The organism is Paraburkholderia phytofirmans, from assembly GCF_046028095.1.
GTDB classification, from domain to species: Bacteria; Pseudomonadota; Gammaproteobacteria; order Burkholderiales; family Burkholderiaceae; genus Paraburkholderia; species Paraburkholderia phytofirmans_A.
This window is the reverse complement of sequence record NZ_JAQQDJ010000028.1, coordinates 21,575-35,723: the sequence shown is the minus strand read 5'-3', so window position 1 is coordinate 35,723 and position 14,149 is coordinate 21,575. Positions and strand designations below refer to the sequence as shown.

General features: G+C 62.7%; 16 protein-coding genes and 1 other RNA gene. 7 read left to right on the top strand and 10 right to left on the bottom strand.

The genetic code is table 11. The annotated features are described in order from the left end of the window. Positions 1–92: 92 nt before the first annotated feature. Entirely contained in the window at positions 93–332 is a 240-nt protein-coding gene (locus PQR54_RS38405) for a hypothetical protein (RefSeq protein WP_408255274.1), read from the bottom strand. Between the two features lie 128 nt (positions 333–460). On the opposite strand from PQR54_RS38405, the gene ruvC reads away from it, so the two are divergent. The 4 genes from ruvC to PQR54_RS38385 all read left to right on the top strand — a co-directional run bounded on the left by ruvC (position 461) and on the right by PQR54_RS38385 (position 3,822). Continuing rightward, a complete protein-coding gene (gene ruvC, locus PQR54_RS38400; protein WP_106284025.1) occupies positions 461–1,003 on the top strand; it encodes a crossover junction endodeoxyribonuclease RuvC in 543 nt (180 codons plus the stop codon). Positions 1,004–1,080: 77 nt separating this feature from the next. After that, entirely contained in the window at positions 1,081–1,662 is a 582-nt protein-coding gene (gene ruvA / locus PQR54_RS38395) for a Holliday junction branch migration protein RuvA (RefSeq protein WP_106284023.1), read from the top strand. 118 nt (positions 1,663–1,780) lie between these two features. Continuing rightward, on the top strand, positions 1,781–2,845 hold the full coding sequence (gene ruvB, locus PQR54_RS38390) for a Holliday junction branch migration DNA helicase RuvB (RefSeq protein WP_408255269.1): 1,065 nt from the start codon (positions 1,781–1,783) through the stop codon (positions 2,843–2,845). 35 nt (positions 2,846–2,880) lie between these two features. Beyond that, on the top strand, positions 2,881–3,822 hold the full coding sequence (locus PQR54_RS38385; RefSeq protein ID WP_408255267.1) for an oxygenase MpaB family protein: 942 nt from the start codon (positions 2,881–2,883) through the stop codon (positions 3,820–3,822). A gap of 180 nt (positions 3,823–4,002) precedes the next feature. Here PQR54_RS38385 and PQR54_RS38380 read toward each other — a convergent pair whose 3' ends face one another. The 3 genes from PQR54_RS38380 to tyrS all read right to left on the bottom strand — a co-directional run bounded on the left by PQR54_RS38380 (position 4,003) and on the right by tyrS (position 6,518). Then, entirely contained in the window at positions 4,003–4,674 is a 672-nt protein-coding gene (locus PQR54_RS38380; RefSeq protein ID WP_408255264.1) for a histidine phosphatase family protein, read from the bottom strand. 103 nt (positions 4,675–4,777) lie between these two features. Continuing rightward, a complete protein-coding gene (dtd, locus tag PQR54_RS38375; RefSeq protein ID WP_064268828.1) occupies positions 4,778–5,236 on the bottom strand; it encodes a D-aminoacyl-tRNA deacylase in 459 nt (152 codons plus the stop codon). A gap of 31 nt (positions 5,237–5,267) precedes the next feature. Beyond that, complete coding sequence (tyrS, locus tag PQR54_RS38370) at positions 5,268–6,518, bottom strand: tyrosine--tRNA ligase (RefSeq protein ID WP_408255261.1); 1,251 nt, start codon at positions 6,516–6,518, stop codon at positions 5,268–5,270. A 206-nt stretch (positions 6,519–6,724) separates the two neighbouring features. Between tyrS and PQR54_RS38365 the strand changes: the two genes are divergently transcribed. Continuing rightward, on the top strand, positions 6,725–7,855 hold the full coding sequence (locus tag PQR54_RS38365) for an anhydro-N-acetylmuramic acid kinase (RefSeq protein ID WP_408255258.1): 1,131 nt from the start codon (positions 6,725–6,727) through the stop codon (positions 7,853–7,855). An 83-nt stretch (positions 7,856–7,938) separates the two neighbouring features. On the opposite strand, the gene erpA is transcribed toward PQR54_RS38365, so the two are convergent. From erpA to rplM, 3 genes are all read right to left on the bottom strand, one after another. Beyond that, positions 7,939–8,304 (bottom strand): iron-sulfur cluster insertion protein ErpA, encoded by a 366-nt coding sequence (gene erpA / locus PQR54_RS38360; RefSeq protein ID WP_007180424.1) that lies wholly within the window; start codon positions 8,302–8,304, stop codon positions 7,939–7,941. A 276-nt stretch (positions 8,305–8,580) separates the two neighbouring features. Beyond that, positions 8,581–8,973: a 30S ribosomal protein S9 gene (gene rpsI / locus PQR54_RS38355; RefSeq protein ID WP_007180423.1), complete on the bottom strand. Its 393-nt coding sequence runs from the start codon at positions 8,971–8,973 to the stop codon at positions 8,581–8,583. A gap of 11 nt (positions 8,974–8,984) precedes the next feature. Continuing rightward, complete coding sequence (gene rplM, locus PQR54_RS38350) at positions 8,985–9,413, bottom strand: 50S ribosomal protein L13 (protein WP_007180422.1); 429 nt, start codon at positions 9,411–9,413, stop codon at positions 8,985–8,987. Between the two features lie 650 nt (positions 9,414–10,063). Here rplM and PQR54_RS38345 point away from each other — a divergent pair. Continuing rightward, positions 10,064–10,486, top strand: a complete 423-nt coding sequence (locus tag PQR54_RS38345) for an OsmC family protein (protein WP_106284016.1) — start codon at positions 10,064–10,066, stop codon at positions 10,484–10,486. Positions 10,487–10,595: 109 nt separating this feature from the next. Here the strand turns inward: PQR54_RS38345 and rnpB are convergent. The 3 genes from rnpB to pyrC form a co-directional block, all read right to left on the bottom strand. After that, positions 10,596–11,009, bottom strand: an RNA gene (gene rnpB / locus PQR54_RS38340) — RNase P RNA component class A. A 96-nt stretch (positions 11,010–11,105) separates the two neighbouring features. Further along, entirely contained in the window at positions 11,106–11,933 is an 828-nt protein-coding gene (locus tag PQR54_RS38335) for a DUF3025 domain-containing protein (protein WP_408255254.1), read from the bottom strand. A gap of 11 nt (positions 11,934–11,944) precedes the next feature. Continuing rightward, positions 11,945–13,006, bottom strand: coding sequence for a dihydroorotase (gene pyrC, locus PQR54_RS38330; RefSeq protein ID WP_408255251.1), 1,062 nt, complete (start codon positions 13,004–13,006; stop codon positions 11,945–11,947). A 166-nt stretch (positions 13,007–13,172) separates the two neighbouring features. Here pyrC and PQR54_RS38325 point away from each other — a divergent pair, with 166 nt between their 5' ends. After that, positions 13,173–14,108 (top strand): class II glutamine amidotransferase, encoded by a 936-nt coding sequence (locus tag PQR54_RS38325; RefSeq protein ID WP_408255249.1) that lies wholly within the window; start codon positions 13,173–13,175, stop codon positions 14,106–14,108. Positions 14,109–14,149: the final 41 nt, after the last annotated feature.

The window sequence follows — 14,149 nt, the reverse complement described above, 5'->3', positions numbered from 1 at the left end:
GCTTGTCCTGCTTGTCCTGCTTGTCCTGCTTGTCCTGCTTGTTCCGCTTGTTCCGCTTGTTTCGGTCCTGCCGTGCTTCCGCCGGGCGCCGTTCAGTCGTCCGGCTCCTTTCTCGCATAGCCACCGCTCACATCAGCGTGCTGGCTGATATAAGTGCTGAGCCCCTGCCCGCGTTTCGCGAGACGTTTCAACGCAGCGACGTGCCGTGCGCCGACGCTCGCCTCGGTGTACCAATACACCACACCGTGCCTGAAGCGGACCGCGACGAAATCCTCGCCGATTTCATAAGCCACGACGCCCGAGTCGCCGCTGAGATTCCGATAGCGCTGCATGTGCGAATGCCTCCTTGCAGCACACCCAGCAGTTTTTATTCCGCCGATATCGCCGCGCGCCGGCCGCCACGTGGCGCGCGTGTTGTAGTATCGCAAGCACCTGGTTTTTACCGCATTTGCGGCACCTCATGAGAATTCTCGGCATCGACCCCGGCCTGCGCGTGACCGGCTTCGGCGTGATCGACCAAAGCGGCCACAAGCTCAGCTATGTCGCGAGCGGCGTCATCAAAACCGCCGACGCCGATTTGCCGTCGCGTCTGGGCACCATCTTCGAAGGCATCTCCACATTGATCCGCCAGCATTCGCCGGATCAATCGGCGATCGAAAAAGTGTTCGTCAACGTCAATCCGCAATCCACTTTGCTGCTCGGCCAGGCGCGCGGCGCGGCGATCTGTGGACTGGTTGCGGGCGGCGTGCCGGTCGCCGAATATACGGCCCTGCAATTGAAGCAGGCCGTGGTGGGTTACGGCCGTGCAACCAAGGAACAGATGCAACAGATGGTGGTGCGTCTGCTCAACCTCTCCGGCGTACCCGGCACCGACGCCGCCGACGCGCTCGGCATGGCTATCTGCCACGCACACGGCGGCACGACGCTGAGCACGTTGGGCGGCATCGCGCCTTCGCTGGCGAAGAAGGGGCTGCGGGTGAGGCGCGGACGTTTGGTCGGTTAGTTTACGCGTAACTCGCTGTCCACTCGACGCTCACGCGCTGCGCTACACTCGCCCTTTCTCTCGAGATTGAATTCGCCATGATCGGTCGCATTGCCGGCGTTCTGCTGGAAAAAAACCCGCCGCATCTGCTCATCGACTGCAACGGCGTCGGTTACGAAGTGGATGTGCCGATGAGCACCTTCTACAACCTGCCGTCCACCGGCGAACGCGTCGTGTTGCTCACGCAGATGATCGTCCGCGAAGACGCACACCTGCTGTATGGCTTCGGCACCGCCGAAGAACGCTCGACGTTCCGCGAACTGCTGAAAATATCCGGCATCGGCGCGCGCATGGCGTTGGCGGTACTGTCAGGCATGAGCGTGCACGAACTCGCGCAGACCGTCACGATGCAGGACGCGGCGCGTCTGACGCGCGTGCCGGGCATCGGCAAGAAGACGGCTGAGCGCCTGCTCCTCGAACTGAAGGGCAAGATCGGCGCCGACCTGGGCGCGATGGCGGGCGCGGCGTCGGCATCCGACCACGCCTCCGATATCCTGAACGCACTGCTCGCATTGGGTTACTCCGAAAAAGAAGCGCTGGCCGCCGTCAAAAACGTGCCGGCCGGCACCGGCGTGTCCGAGGGCATCAAGCTCGCGTTGAAGGCGCTGTCCAAGGGCTGAAGCTCAGTCCCCGGTTCGATACGTGAGCGACGACTGAAGCTTCGCACACGCCTGCGAGCCGCGCACCCTGGCCATTCGGCCGAGTTTCGCGGCAGGCGGCTCGCGGTACAATGAACGCATGATCGAAACCGACAAACTCGCCGCCGAGCGCATCATCGCGGCCACGCCCGTCTCGCCGAACGAAGAAGCGTTCGAGCGCGCGTTGCGTCCGCGCCAGCTCGAAGAATATGTCGGGCAGGAAAAAGTGCGCGGCCAGCTGGAAATCTTTATCGAGGCCGCCAAGCGCCGCTCTGAATCGCTCGACCACGTCCTGCTGTTCGGGCCGCCGGGCCTCGGCAAAACCACGCTCGCGCACATCATCGCGCGGGAAATGGGTGTGAATTTGCGGCAAACGTCCGGACCGGTGCTCGAACGCGCCGGCGACCTCGCCGCGCTGCTCACCAATCTCGAAGCCAACGACGTCTTGTTCATCGACGAAATCCACCGGCTCTCGCCGGTCGTCGAAGAAATTCTGTACCCGGCGTTGGAGGATTATCAGATCGACATCATGATCGGCGAAGGGCCGGCCGCGCGCAGCGTGAAGCTGGACCTGCAACCGTTCACGCTGGTCGGCGCGACCACGCGCGCGGGCATGCTGACCAACCCGCTGCGCGACCGCTTTGGCATCGTGGCGCGGCTCGAGTTTTATAACGCCGAGGAACTGGCGCGCATCGTCACGCGTTCGGCGTCGCTGCTCCATGCGCAGATCCATCCGGACGGCGCGTTTGAAATCGCCAAACGCGCGCGCGGCACGCCGCGGATCGCGAACCGCCTGCTGCGGCGCGTGCGCGATTTCGCCGAAGTGAAGGCCGACGGCAACATCACCGCGCAAGTGGCCGACGCAGCGCTCAAGATGCTCGACGTGGATGCGGTCGGCTTCGACCTGATGGACCGTAAGCTGCTCGAAGCAATTCTGCACAAGTTCGACGGCGGCCCGGTCGGCGTCGACAATCTGGCGGCGGCAATCGGCGAAGAACGCGACACGATCGAAGACGTGCTCGAGCCGTATCTGATCCAGCAAGGCTTCCTGCAACGCACGCCGCGCGGCCGCGTCGCCACGCTGCTCACGTACCGGCATTTCGGCCTCGCCGCGCCGGAGTCGTCGAGCGGCCTGCCGGGTCTCTGGGATTCGGCCGCGACCTGAGCGGCACACGTCACGCCCCACGAGACCGAACCAGGATGTCCGACCAAACCAGTCAGCCCAGCTCGTCCAACGGTCTCGCGCAACTTCTCACCGGCAGGCTCCGCTCCAAACTGGCCGCCGGCGTCACGCATCTGACAAGCGGCAGCGGTCCCACGCTCGACTACTCGTCGCCTCCGGGCGACCCTGGCCTGTTCGGCCCTGACTCCGTATGCTGGAAAGTCCACGCCGATTTCACATCCATGATGACGGGCGGCATCAGCGCGCTTCTGCTTCAGGCGCTGCACCCGCTGGCCCTCGCGGGCGTGTGGGACCATTCGACGTTTCGCACCGATATTCTCGGCCGCCTGCGCCGCACCGCGACTTTTATCGCGGGCACGACCTTCGGCAGCCGGCACGACGCGCTGGCGCTGATCGAACGTGTAAAGCGCATTCATCTTGGCGTGAACGGCGTCACGCCTGACGGCCAGCCCTATCGCGCGAGCGAACCCGAGTTGTTGACGTGGGTGCATGTCGCCGAAGTGTCGAGTTTCATGACCGCGCACTTGCGCTATGTGAATCCGTCGCTGCCGATTGCCGCGCAGGATCAGTACTTCGCCGAAACCGCGCGCATTGCCGAGATGCTCGGCGCGTCGAACATTCCGCGCTCGCGAGCCGAGATCGACGCTTACTTGCTCGCGATGCAGCCCGAGCTTGTGGCCAGCGAGCGCACGCTCGAAGTCGTGAGGGTTCTGCTGAACGCGCCCGCCCCGAGCCTATCGATGCGGCCGGCCGGCGTGTTGATGTTCAACGCCGGCGTCGATCTGCTGCCCGATTGGGCACAGGCGATGTTGGGATTCCAGCGCTATGCCGTGCTTCGCCGCGCGGTGGCAAGGCCCGGCGTGCGGCTGGTCGCGCCGGTCATTCGCTGGGCGCTGGTGAATGGTGTGTCGAAACGGGCGCGCCGACGCGTGGCCGCGGACGTACGCGAACCGGAGTAACGCGAGCGACGGTGCTCGACGAATGCGCACAAACTGCGCGATCAAAAGTCAGCGAAAACGACCGCGTGAATCAGCGAGTAACATGCGAGAGCGATCTTTGACGGCGCGAATTCACTGCACGCGCGTGAACGGTCCGAGTATCTGCAGCGCGATATCACGCTGCACACGGGCCCGCGTGAATCACCGCCCCGGCTCCGGCACCTTCTTGAAACTGTCATCCGCGCTCGGCGCATCGAGATGCGAAATGTCCGCCCACGACACGATCGTCGCCTTGCCATTGTCGAAATCCACGGTGTTCACGCTCGTGTTCAGCAACGGGTAATTACGCGGCGCATCGAGCGGCAAACCACAAGCAAAGCGTCGCACGCAATCGAGCACGCCGCCGTGCGCGACGCAGGCAATCCGCCCACCGGGATGCGCGGCGACCAGCGGTTCGATCGCGTGCAGCACGCGATGGTAGAGCGTGCGTAGCGACTCGCCGCCTGGCGGTGCGAAGCCCGCATCGCGGGTTTGCCAGTGCGCGTATTCGTCGGGGAAACGCAGGGCGATCTCGTCGCTATCGTGGCCCTGGAACGCGCCGTATGAACGCTCGCGCAGACCTTCGCGCAACTGCAGCGGCAAGCCGAGCACATCGGCGATCGGCTGCGCGGTTTGTTGCGCGCGTTGCAGGTCGCTCGAATAGATCGCGTCGAGTCGCGCGCCCTGCTTCGCCTCATCGGCCATGCGGCGCGCCAGGCGCTGCGCCTGCGCCAGCCCCATCGTAGCGAGCGGAATGTCGATGTGACCTTGAATGCGCTTGATGCGGTTCCAGTCGGTCTCGCCGTGCCGGATGAACAGAATCTGCGTCGTCATGGGATGAAAGTGGGCGCCTTGGCCGGTATTGCCGAGCCGCTATTGTCGCAAACGCGGCTGGAGGATGGATGCGCACGCCAAGGTGCGCATTGAAGGACAAAGCTCAGGCGTTCGTCTGCAGCCAGAACGTGACCGGCCCGTCGTTGACGAGCGACACCTGCATGTCGGCGCCGAACTCGCCGGTCTCGACGATCGAATGCTTCGCCCGCGCCGCCGCGACGAAGTAATCGAAGAGGCGCTTGCCTTCATCCGGCGGCGCGGCCGGCGTAAAGCTCGGACGCAGGCCGCTGTTGGTGTCCGCAGCCAGCGTGAATTGCGACACGAGCAGCAAGCCGCCAGCGCGCCCCGCGCCGTCGAGATTTTGCACGGAGAGATTCATCTTGCCAGCGGCATCGCTAAACACGCGGTAGCCGAGCACCTTGGCCAGCAACCGGTCGGCAGCCGCCTCGGTGTCGCCGCGTTCGGCGCACACGAGCGCGAGCAGGCCCGCCTCGATCGCGCCCGTCACGCGGTCGGCTACGCGCACTTCCGCGCGCCGCACGCGTTGGATCAGCGCGATCATCGGTGCGACTCCGTTAGCGACACTCTGAACATCAGGCTGTCAGCGTAACGCGCGCAAAACGGCGCTTGCCGACCTGCACGACGTATTCGCCGGCTTCGACCTTCAGGCCCTTGTCGGACACGGTCGCGCCATCGATCTTCACGCCGCCCTGCTCGATATTGCGCAGCGCTTCGCTCGTCGACGGCACGAGGTTGGCCTGCTTGAGCAACTGGCCGATCGCGAGCGGTGCGCCCGCAAGCGTGACGGCCGGGATGTCGTCCGGAACGCCACCCTTCGCGCGATGGTTGAAGTCTTCGAGCGCGCGCTCGGCATCGGCTTGCGAGTGAAAGCGCGCGACGATTTCCTGGCCGAGCAGCACCTTGAAATCGCGCGGATTACGGCCCGCTTCGATTTCCTTCCTGAAGCCGGCGATTTCGTCCATCGGACGGAACGACAGCAGTTCGAAGTAACGCCACATCAGCACGTCGGAAATGCTCATCAGCTTGCCGAACATGTCGGTCGGCTTTTCGCTGATGCCGATGTAGTTGTTCTTCGACTTCGACATCTTCTCGACGCCGTCCAGCCCTTCGAGCAGCGGCATCGTCAGAATGCATTGCTGTTCCTGGCCGTATTGCTTCTGCAACTCGCGGCCCACCAGCAGGTTGAACTTCTGGTCCGTGCCGCCGAGTTCGAGGTCTGCGTTCAGCGCGACCGAGTCATAGCCTTGCATCAGCGGATACAGGAACTCGTGAATCGAGATCGGCACGCCGCCCTGAAAACGCTTGGTGAAGTCTTCGCGCTCGAGAATCCGCGCCACCGTGTAGCGCGACGCGAGCTTGATCATGCCGTCGGCGCCGAGCGGCATCGACCATTCGCTGTTGTAGCGGATCTCGGTCTTTTCGCGGTCGAGCACGAGCGCGGCCTGATCGAAATACGTCTTCGCGTTCGATTCGATCTGCTCGCGCGTGAGCGGCGGACGCGTCGCGTTACGGCCCGACGGATCGCCGATCAGCGACGTGAAATCGCCGATCAGGAAGATCACGGTGTGGCCGAGATCCTGCAACTGACGCATCTTGTTCAACACGACCGTGTGGCCGATGTGGATGTCCGGCGCGGTCGGATCGAGCCCGAGCTTGATACGCAGCGGCTTGCCCGTAGCCGCGCTCTTCGCGAGTTTTTGCGCGAATTCGTCTTCGATCAGCAGTTCGTCGACACCGCGCTTGGTGACGGCGAGGGCGTGACGGACTTCGTCGGTGATCGGGAAGGCGGCAGCGGGGTTAGGCTTGGTGGACTCGGTGCTCATGCTGGAAACGTGAAGTCGCGAAAAAAGGAGATTGTCCCATAGATGCGCGCCGCCGCGCCCACTGACGCAGCCACAAGCTCCCCGTCGACGCACGATTTCTGCGTTCGACATCGTGCCGCCGGCGTCGCGGCGCTTTATATTCGACCGCGCTTCGCCCGATAATCTGCTACAACGGATCGCAACGAACCATCGAGAGGAGCAGCAACGTGGCGCAAGACCCCGCAGACGGCGTCTACTTTGGACTGATGTCCGGCACCAGCATGGACGGCGTGGACGGCGTGGCCGTCAGGTTCGCGCAAGGCAAGCCGCCGGTGGTGCTGGCCGAGGCGTTTGTCGGCTTTGCCGCGGGCCTGCGCGACGCATTGTTTGCGCTCCAGCAACCCGGCGACAACGAAATCGAGCGCGAGGCGCTCGCCGCCAATGCGCTCGCCACGCGTTACGCGGTGTGCTGCCACGAACTGCTGCACGGCAGCCGCGTGCCGGCTGCAGAGGTGCGCGCGATTGGCGTGCATGGGCAGACGGTGCGGCATCGGCCGGAAAAGGGCTATACGCGGCAGATCAACAATCCGGCGCTGCTTGCTGAAATGATGCATATCGACGTGATCGCCGATTTCCGCAGCCGCGACGTCGCCGCCGGTGGCCAGGGCGCGCCGCTCGTGCCGGCTTTTCACGCCACGGTGTTCGGCGCGAAAAACGAAACGCGGGTGGTCTGCAATCTTGGCGGTATCAGCAATATCACGATTCTCAACGCGACCGGCAGCGTGCGCGGCTTCGACTGCGGACCGGCCAATGCGCTGCTCGACGAGTGGGCGCAGCGCCATCTCGGCAAACCGTTCGACGAGAACGGCCATTTCGCGGCGGGCGGCCGGGTGGATCGCACGCTGCTGAATGCGTTGCTCGACGAGCCGTTTTTCACCCAACAACCGCCGAAGAGCACCGGCCGTGACCTGTTCAACGCGGAATGGCTCGATGCGAAGCTGCAGCCGTTCGCCGGGCTCGATCCCGCCGACGTGCAAGCGACGCTGGTTGCGCTCACCGCCGTGACGGTCGCGCGCGAGATCGAGCGGCACGCGTCGGACGCGCGAGCCGTCTATGTCTGCGGCGGCGGCGCGCGTAACCCGGAGATTCTGAAGGCGTTACAGCAGGCGTTGGAGGACAGCGGCGTCAGCGGCGTTCCCGTTATGACCACCGATGCGCTCGGCGTGCCGCCAAGCCAGGTCGAGCCGCTGGCATTTGCCTGGCTCGCGATGCGCTGCGTGGCGCGCCTGCCGGGCAATCTGCCGGCGGTCACAGGCGCGTCAGCCGAGCGCGTGCTCGGAGCGATTTATCCGCGCTGAGCGCCGCGCTAGATTCGAGTGCCGGAAATAAGAAACGGGGCCGAAGCCCCGTTTCTTATTTCAACCTGTCATTCAGCGAGCCATCACACCGAGAACGACGAACCACAACCGCAAGTGGTCGTTGCATTCGGGTTCTTGATGACGAACTGCGCGCCGTTGATGTCGTCCTTGTAGTCGATCTCAGCGCCCACCAGGTACTGGTAGCTCATCGAATCGATCAGCAGCTGGACGCCGCTCTTGTTCATGACGGTGTCGTCTTCGTTGACGGCTTCGTCGAAGGTAAAACCGTACTGAAAGCCCGAGCAGCCGCCGCCCTGCACGAAAACGCGCAGTTTGAGGTCCGCATTGCCTTCTTCTTCGATCAGTTGCTTGACCTTGTCAGCCGCTGCGTCGGTAAAAACGAAGGGGGCGGGCATCTCGGTCACGGGTGTATCGGTGACTGCGTTCATTCGAACTCTCCAAAAAGCTTTAACCGCTATTGTAGGGCTGATCTCGATATCGTGCTGAAGCCCACAAAATCAATGGGTTCTTCCTGAAAATCGATGGACGGCGCGCTCCGCCGCCACCAGCCCGGCTAAGCGGGATATATCGCCGCTCTGGCGACGAGTTCGTTGCGGCAGCAGCGAACGCACTAAGCCGCGAACCCATGAAAAAAGCCGCCTTCGCGAAAGCGTTGGCGGCTTTTGCAGCGCACCGGCCCGAAAGCCGGTTCGCACCCGAAACGATTAACGCTTCGAGAATTGCTTCCGGCGACGTGCCTTGTGGAAGCCGACCTTCTTACGTTCGACTTCACGAGCGTCACGCGTAACGAAGCCAGCTTTCGACAGTTCCGGCTTCAGCGTTGCGTCGTAGTCCATCAGCGCGCGGGTGATGCCGTGGCGAACCGCACCGGCTTGACCCGTTTCACCGCCACCGTTCACGTTGACCTTGATGTCGAACGTAACGCCGTGGTTCGTGAGTTCCAGCGGCTGACGCACGATCATCAGCGACGTTTCGCGCGAGAAGTAATCGGCGATAGGCTTGCCGTTTACAATGATCTCGCCCTTACCAGCCTTGATGAAGACGCGTGCGACGGCGCTCTTGCGGCGGCCCGTGCCGTAATTCCAGTTACCGATCATGTGGGCTCCCCTTAGATCTCGAGCGCTTTCGGCTGTTGCGCCGAATGCGGATGCGTTGCTTCAGCGTAGACCTTCAGCTTCTTGATCATCGCGTAGCCGAGCGGGCCCTTCGGCAGCATGCCCTTGACCGCTTTCTCGAGCGCACGGCCCGGGAAGCGTTCTTGCATCTTGCCGAACGTCGTTTCATAGATACCGCCCGGGTAGCCCGAGTGACGGTAGTACTTCTTGTCAGTAGCCTTGTTGCCCGTGACGCGCAACTTACCCGCGTTGATAACGATGATGAAATCACCGGTGTCGACGTGCGGAGTGAATTCAGGCTTGTGCTTGCCGCGAAGACGGTGTGCCACTTCGCTGGCGACACGCCCGAGAACCTTATCCGTCGCGTCAATCACGTACCATTCACGCGTAACCTCATGGGCTTTTGCGGAAAACGTCTTCATGATCGATCCAAAAAAATTGCTGCGCCCAATGTGTTTTTTCCTGCTTGTAGTGTGCGCATCGAGGCGCGTGCAGGCTCTCCCTGGTTCTTCCTCCGCGGGCGCGGATGCGGAAAAGCCCTGAATTATAAAGGAATTTGCTACGGCAAGTCAAAACGTACAGGAGTGTGCGCGAGATTCCGCGGAAATCTGGTAGCTGGAAGCGTGATTTAGCGCCCTATCGCGCTCCAACCGGCTGAGCGTCGCGCAGGACGCGGGCGAAAAAAAACCCGAACGAGCGGTTCGGGTTTAATCCACCAAAGGAGGAGGTGGAGGAGACAGAATCGATTATATGAGCCGACCTTGTGCGACGCAAGAACATTTGCAATGCGAAATACGATTTCACAATGTGGCAACTTGGTTTTTTGGCTTTAATTCTCTAAATTTCCTTTAAAATCAATCACTAAATGGCAACCACTTAACCACATTGACAGACATCGTCTAGAGTAAAACCCCTAAACCTGTCAGGGCATTCCCGAATCGGTTGAACATGCCGCGGCGCAACACGCAAGCCGTCATCGGGCATAACCTGAGGCAAAAGTCGCCTCGGGCAGACACCCAAACACCGGGCTACAATGCCCTCTCGATAAGGCAAAAGCGCGGTGGAGCACAGCATGGAATGCAAAGTAAGCTGGATGGGGCAGGACGGGATGGCGTTCGCAGCCGAGACGGGCAGCGGCCACCTGGTGACAATGGACGGCGCGCCTGAAGGCGGCGGCCGCAACCTCGCGCCGCGTCCGATGGAAATGGTTTTACTCGGCACGGGCGGCTGCACCGCCTACGATGTCGTGATGATCCTGAAGAAAAGCCGTCAGGAAATCAGCGATTGCTCGGTGACGCTGAAGGCCGAGCGCGCCAGCGAAGATCCGAAGGTGTTCACCAAGATCCACTTTCACTTCACCGTGACGGGCAAGAATCTGAACCCGGCCACCGTGGAACGCGCGATCAATCTGTCGCACGATAAATACTGCTCGGCCTCGATCATGATCGCCAAGACCGCCGAGCTGACGCACTCGTTCGACATCGTCGCGGGCTGAACGCTGCCTGGCAGCGGCTGCGCGGCGCGGGCCTGAGCGCTCGCCGCCGAACACGCGCACAAAAGAAAAATGCCGGCGTCCAGATGGACGCCGGCATTTTTTTGTCAGGTGGCAAAGCAAGCCGATAAGCCGGATTCTGTGCACGCGCAACGTCCGAAGACGCGACGCGCGTGGCAGCCATTCCTCTAGGCGCGCCATTGCTGACGCGCTCAAGCTTCCTACCCGCAGACGTGACAGGGGCCCCGTCCTGCATCTCGAAGATGCTAGCCTGCCTACTTGGAATTGCTCCGGGTGGAGGTTACCGTGCCGGTCTGCCTTGCAGCAGCCGCGGTGCGCTCTTACCGCACCGTTTCACCCTTACCTGATCCCGGCTTGCGCCGGGCCATCGGCGGTTTGCTTTCTGTTGCCCTGTTCCGCGTGTTGCCACGGATGGCCGTTAGCCATCACCCTGCCCTGTGGAGTCCGGACTTTCCTCGCCCTCTTTGGCCGAAGCCGCCAAGGCCGCGACTGCCTGGCCTGCTTTGCTGGGGCGGATTTTAACACCTGAGGGAGCGGCAAGCCGGTTCGACTGTTGAAATAGCCGAATGGTCAAGGAGCCCCGCGACAAACCTCAGTGCGCTCAACGCGCACGCCGCCCCAAGCGGAACACGGAGGTATCGTCGTAAAACGCGGGCGAATCGTTCTCCGGCCACCAGCCCGGAACGCCCAGCACGGGCAACGGCGCGAACATGCGGCTTGTCAGCGCATCGGTGGTCAGCAGCGCTGCCGCGATGGACTCGTCCAGCCAGGCGTCTTGCTTCGCGGCGTCCCATTCGAAATACACGGCCGGTACATCGACTATCCACGCATGCCCCGTGCAAGCCTTGAACGGCGCAATCAGCTTTTCCATCAGCGCATGGCCGAAACAGCGCACTTCGCAACTGGTCCCCCATGCATCGCGCCGGGCCACCAGCAGCGTTTGCCAGTCGAATCCACGCAATGCCGCGCTCAACGCAGGATCAGCACAAGCGAACAGCAATGCGTTCTCGTCGAACAAGGTCAGCGTGTCGCGCACGCCGCCTCGTGTCGGACCGACGCCCAGCACCTCGATAGCCGCGGACTGCCGCGCGTTCAGCGCCGCTTTGATTCGCGGAAAGGAAAACCACATCGACGCATTGAAGAAGTCGTGCAGATTGTGGCGCGTCGGTACGCAGCCGGTCGACGCGATATGCGCTTCGTACGCCGCGCCGGCTGGCAAATCGTCCTGGGCGATAAACGCGAGGCGCTGGCCGCGCCCGGTGATCTGCCGCATCTCACCGGCGTCGGCGTTCATTTCGGCGAGCAATGCCGCGTAGCTCGTCAGCGCAGCTTGCTGCCACCGCTTGCCGCGTTCGGCAAAAGGCGCGAGCCACGGCCTGGTCCAGTCGATTGCAGCGAAGCCTGTCGGCTCCGCCTCATGCGCCTGCATCTTGCTGAGCCTTAAACCAGCCGCCAGCCAATCGACTCGCCGCCGCGCAGCGGCACGACCGGCGTGTCGCCGACCGGCAATTCCGCCGGCAGCGTCCATTCCTCACGACGCAGCGTGACCTTCTCTTCACTGCGCGGCAGACCGTAGAAGTCCGCGCCGAAAAAGCTCGCGAAGCCCTCGAGCTTGTCGAGCGCGTTGGCCTTGTCGAACGCTTCCGTGTACAGCTCCAAAGCGTGCAGCGCCGTGTAGCAACCCGCGCAGCCGCATGCATGCTCTTTCAGACCCTTCGGATGCGGCGCGCTATCCGTGCCGAGGAAGAAACGCGGATTGCCCGACGTCGCCGCTTCGACCAGCGCCACGCGATGCGTCTCCCGCTTCAACACCGGCAGACAGTAGTAATGCGGGCGAATGCCACCCTGGAAGATCGCGTTGCGGTTGTAGAGCAGGTGATGCGCCGTGATCGTCGCGCCCAGCAGCTCAGGCGCCGCGCCGGCTTCGCGGATATAGTCGACCGCGTCTTTCGTGGTGATGTGCTCGAACACCACCTTCAGCGCCGGAAACGCGCGGCGCAGCGGCGTCATGACCCGGTCGATGAACACCTTCTCGCGGTCGAACAGATCGATCGACGAATCCGTTACTTCGCCGTGCACGAGCAGCGGCATACCGACTTCCTGCATCACTTCGAGCGTTTTGGCGCACTTCATGATGTCGGTGACGCCCGCGTCCGAATTGGTCGTCGCGCCCGCCGGATACAGCTTCACGCCATGCACGAAGCCGCTTTCGCGCGCGCGGCGGATTTCGTCGGGCGGCGTGTTGTCGGTCAGGTACAGCGTCATCAACGGTTCGAACTTCGCGCCTGCGGGAATCGCGGCGACGATCCGCTCGCGATACGCCTGCGCCATCGCGGTGGTCGTGACCGGCGGCTTCAGGTTCGGCATGATGATCGCGCGGCCGAACTGGCGCGCGGTGTCCGGCAACACGGCGGCCAGCATTTCGCCGTCGCGGACGTGCAGGTGCCAGTCGTCCGGGCGGGCGAGTGTGATGGAGTCGAGGGAAGCGTTGGAAGCGGTCATGGCGGCGGGGGACGAGATTCGACGACAAAAGCCAATCTATGCGGTCAAACCGCAACGTTGCGGCACAAACACACGTCAATTTTGCTATTTGGCGTTTCTGGCTCGGTGATATGCTTGGAAAATCATCATTGTAACGGCTCGCCCCGTTCACAGGCTTACCCGCAACATGTGCCAACTTCTCGGAATGAACTGCGCCGCGCCAACGGACGTCACGTTCTCGTTCACCGGCTTTGCGGCGCGCGGCGGCGTCACCGATCACCACGCCGACGGCTGGGGCATCGCCTTCTTCGAAGACAAAGCCTGCCGCCTGTTCATCGACCATCAATCGTCGGCGACCTCGCCGATCGCCGAAATGGTCAAGCGCTACCCGATCAAATCGAAGAACACCATCGCGCATATTCGCAAGGCGACGCAAGGGCACATCCTGCTGGAAAACTGCCACCCGTTCATGCGCGAATTGTGGGGACGCCACTGGATTTTCGCGCACAACGGCGATCTCAAGGATTATTCGCCGGTGCTGTCGGGCGTGTATCAGCCGGTCGGCACGACCGACAGCGAACTCGCTTTCTGCGCGCTGCTCGAAGGCCTGCGCAAGGCGTTTCCGGGTGCACAGCAACCGCCGCTCGACGAACTGTTTGCCGCGCTCGAAACCCTCACGCGCGAAATCACGCAGTTCGGCGTGTTCAATTTCCTGATGTCGAGTGGCCAGGCGCTCTTCGCGCATTGCTCCACGCATCTGCATTACATCGTGCGGCGCTGGCCGTTTTCCACCGCGCATCTCGTCGATGCGGACGTGTCGATCGATTTCGCCAAATACACGACGCCCGAAGACCGCGTCGCGGTGATCGCGACCAAGCCGCTGACCGATAACGAAGTGTGGACCGCCTTCGAACCCGGCGATCTGATGATGTTCCAGCACGGCGAAGTGATCGGACGCGTCAACGTGCCGGTGCCGGATTCGGTGCTGGAAAAGCTGCGCAATCCGGCTTTGGATGCGTCGGCTTCAGCGACCACGATCGCGGCTTCGGCCGAAGCGTTAGCGGAGCCAGAAGCCGAGCTCGACCTCGAAGCCGCCGACGACGCGGCAGCGTTCGAATCCTGACCACTCGAACATCCGCTCAAAAGAGAGCCGCCACAAACGAA

Coding starts and splice junctions, on each gene's coding strand:
- PQR54_RS38405 (WP_408255274.1), bottom strand. CDS start 332: ATGCAGCGCTATCGGAATCTCAGCGGCGACTCGGGCGTCGTGGCTTAT.
- ruvB (WP_408255269.1), top strand. CDS start 1,781: ATGATCGAAACCGACAAACTCGCCGCCGAGCGCATCATCGCGGCCACG.
- PQR54_RS38345 (WP_106284016.1), top strand. CDS start 10,064: ATGGAATGCAAAGTAAGCTGGATGGGGCAGGACGGGATGGCGTTCGCA.
- ruvA (WP_106284023.1), top strand. CDS start 1,081: ATGATCGGTCGCATTGCCGGCGTTCTGCTGGAAAAAAACCCGCCGCAT.
- pyrC (WP_408255251.1), bottom strand. CDS start 13,006: ATGACCGCTTCCAACGCTTCCCTCGACTCCATCACACTCGCCCGCCCG.
- PQR54_RS38385 (WP_408255267.1), top strand. CDS start 2,881: ATGTCCGACCAAACCAGTCAGCCCAGCTCGTCCAACGGTCTCGCGCAA.
- dtd (WP_064268828.1), bottom strand. CDS start 5,236: ATGATCGCGCTGATCCAACGCGTGCGGCGCGCGGAAGTGCGCGTAGCC.
- erpA (WP_007180424.1), bottom strand. CDS start 8,304: ATGAACGCAGTCACCGATACACCCGTGACCGAGATGCCCGCCCCCTTC.
- ruvC (WP_106284025.1), top strand. CDS start 461: ATGAGAATTCTCGGCATCGACCCCGGCCTGCGCGTGACCGGCTTCGGC.
- PQR54_RS38380 (WP_408255264.1), bottom strand. CDS start 4,674: ATGACGACGCAGATTCTGTTCATCCGGCACGGCGAGACCGACTGGAAC.
- rplM (WP_007180422.1), bottom strand. CDS start 9,413: ATGAAGACGTTTTCCGCAAAAGCCCATGAGGTTACGCGTGAATGGTAC.
- PQR54_RS38335 (WP_408255254.1), bottom strand. CDS start 11,933: ATGCAGGCGCATGAGGCGGAGCCGACAGGCTTCGCTGCAATCGACTGG.
- tyrS (WP_408255261.1), bottom strand. CDS start 6,518: ATGAGCACCGAGTCCACCAAGCCTAACCCCGCTGCCGCCTTCCCGATC.
- rpsI (WP_007180423.1), bottom strand. CDS start 8,973: ATGATCGGTAACTGGAATTACGGCACGGGCCGCCGCAAGAGCGCCGTC.
- PQR54_RS38325 (WP_408255249.1), top strand. CDS start 13,173: ATGTGCCAACTTCTCGGAATGAACTGCGCCGCGCCAACGGACGTCACG.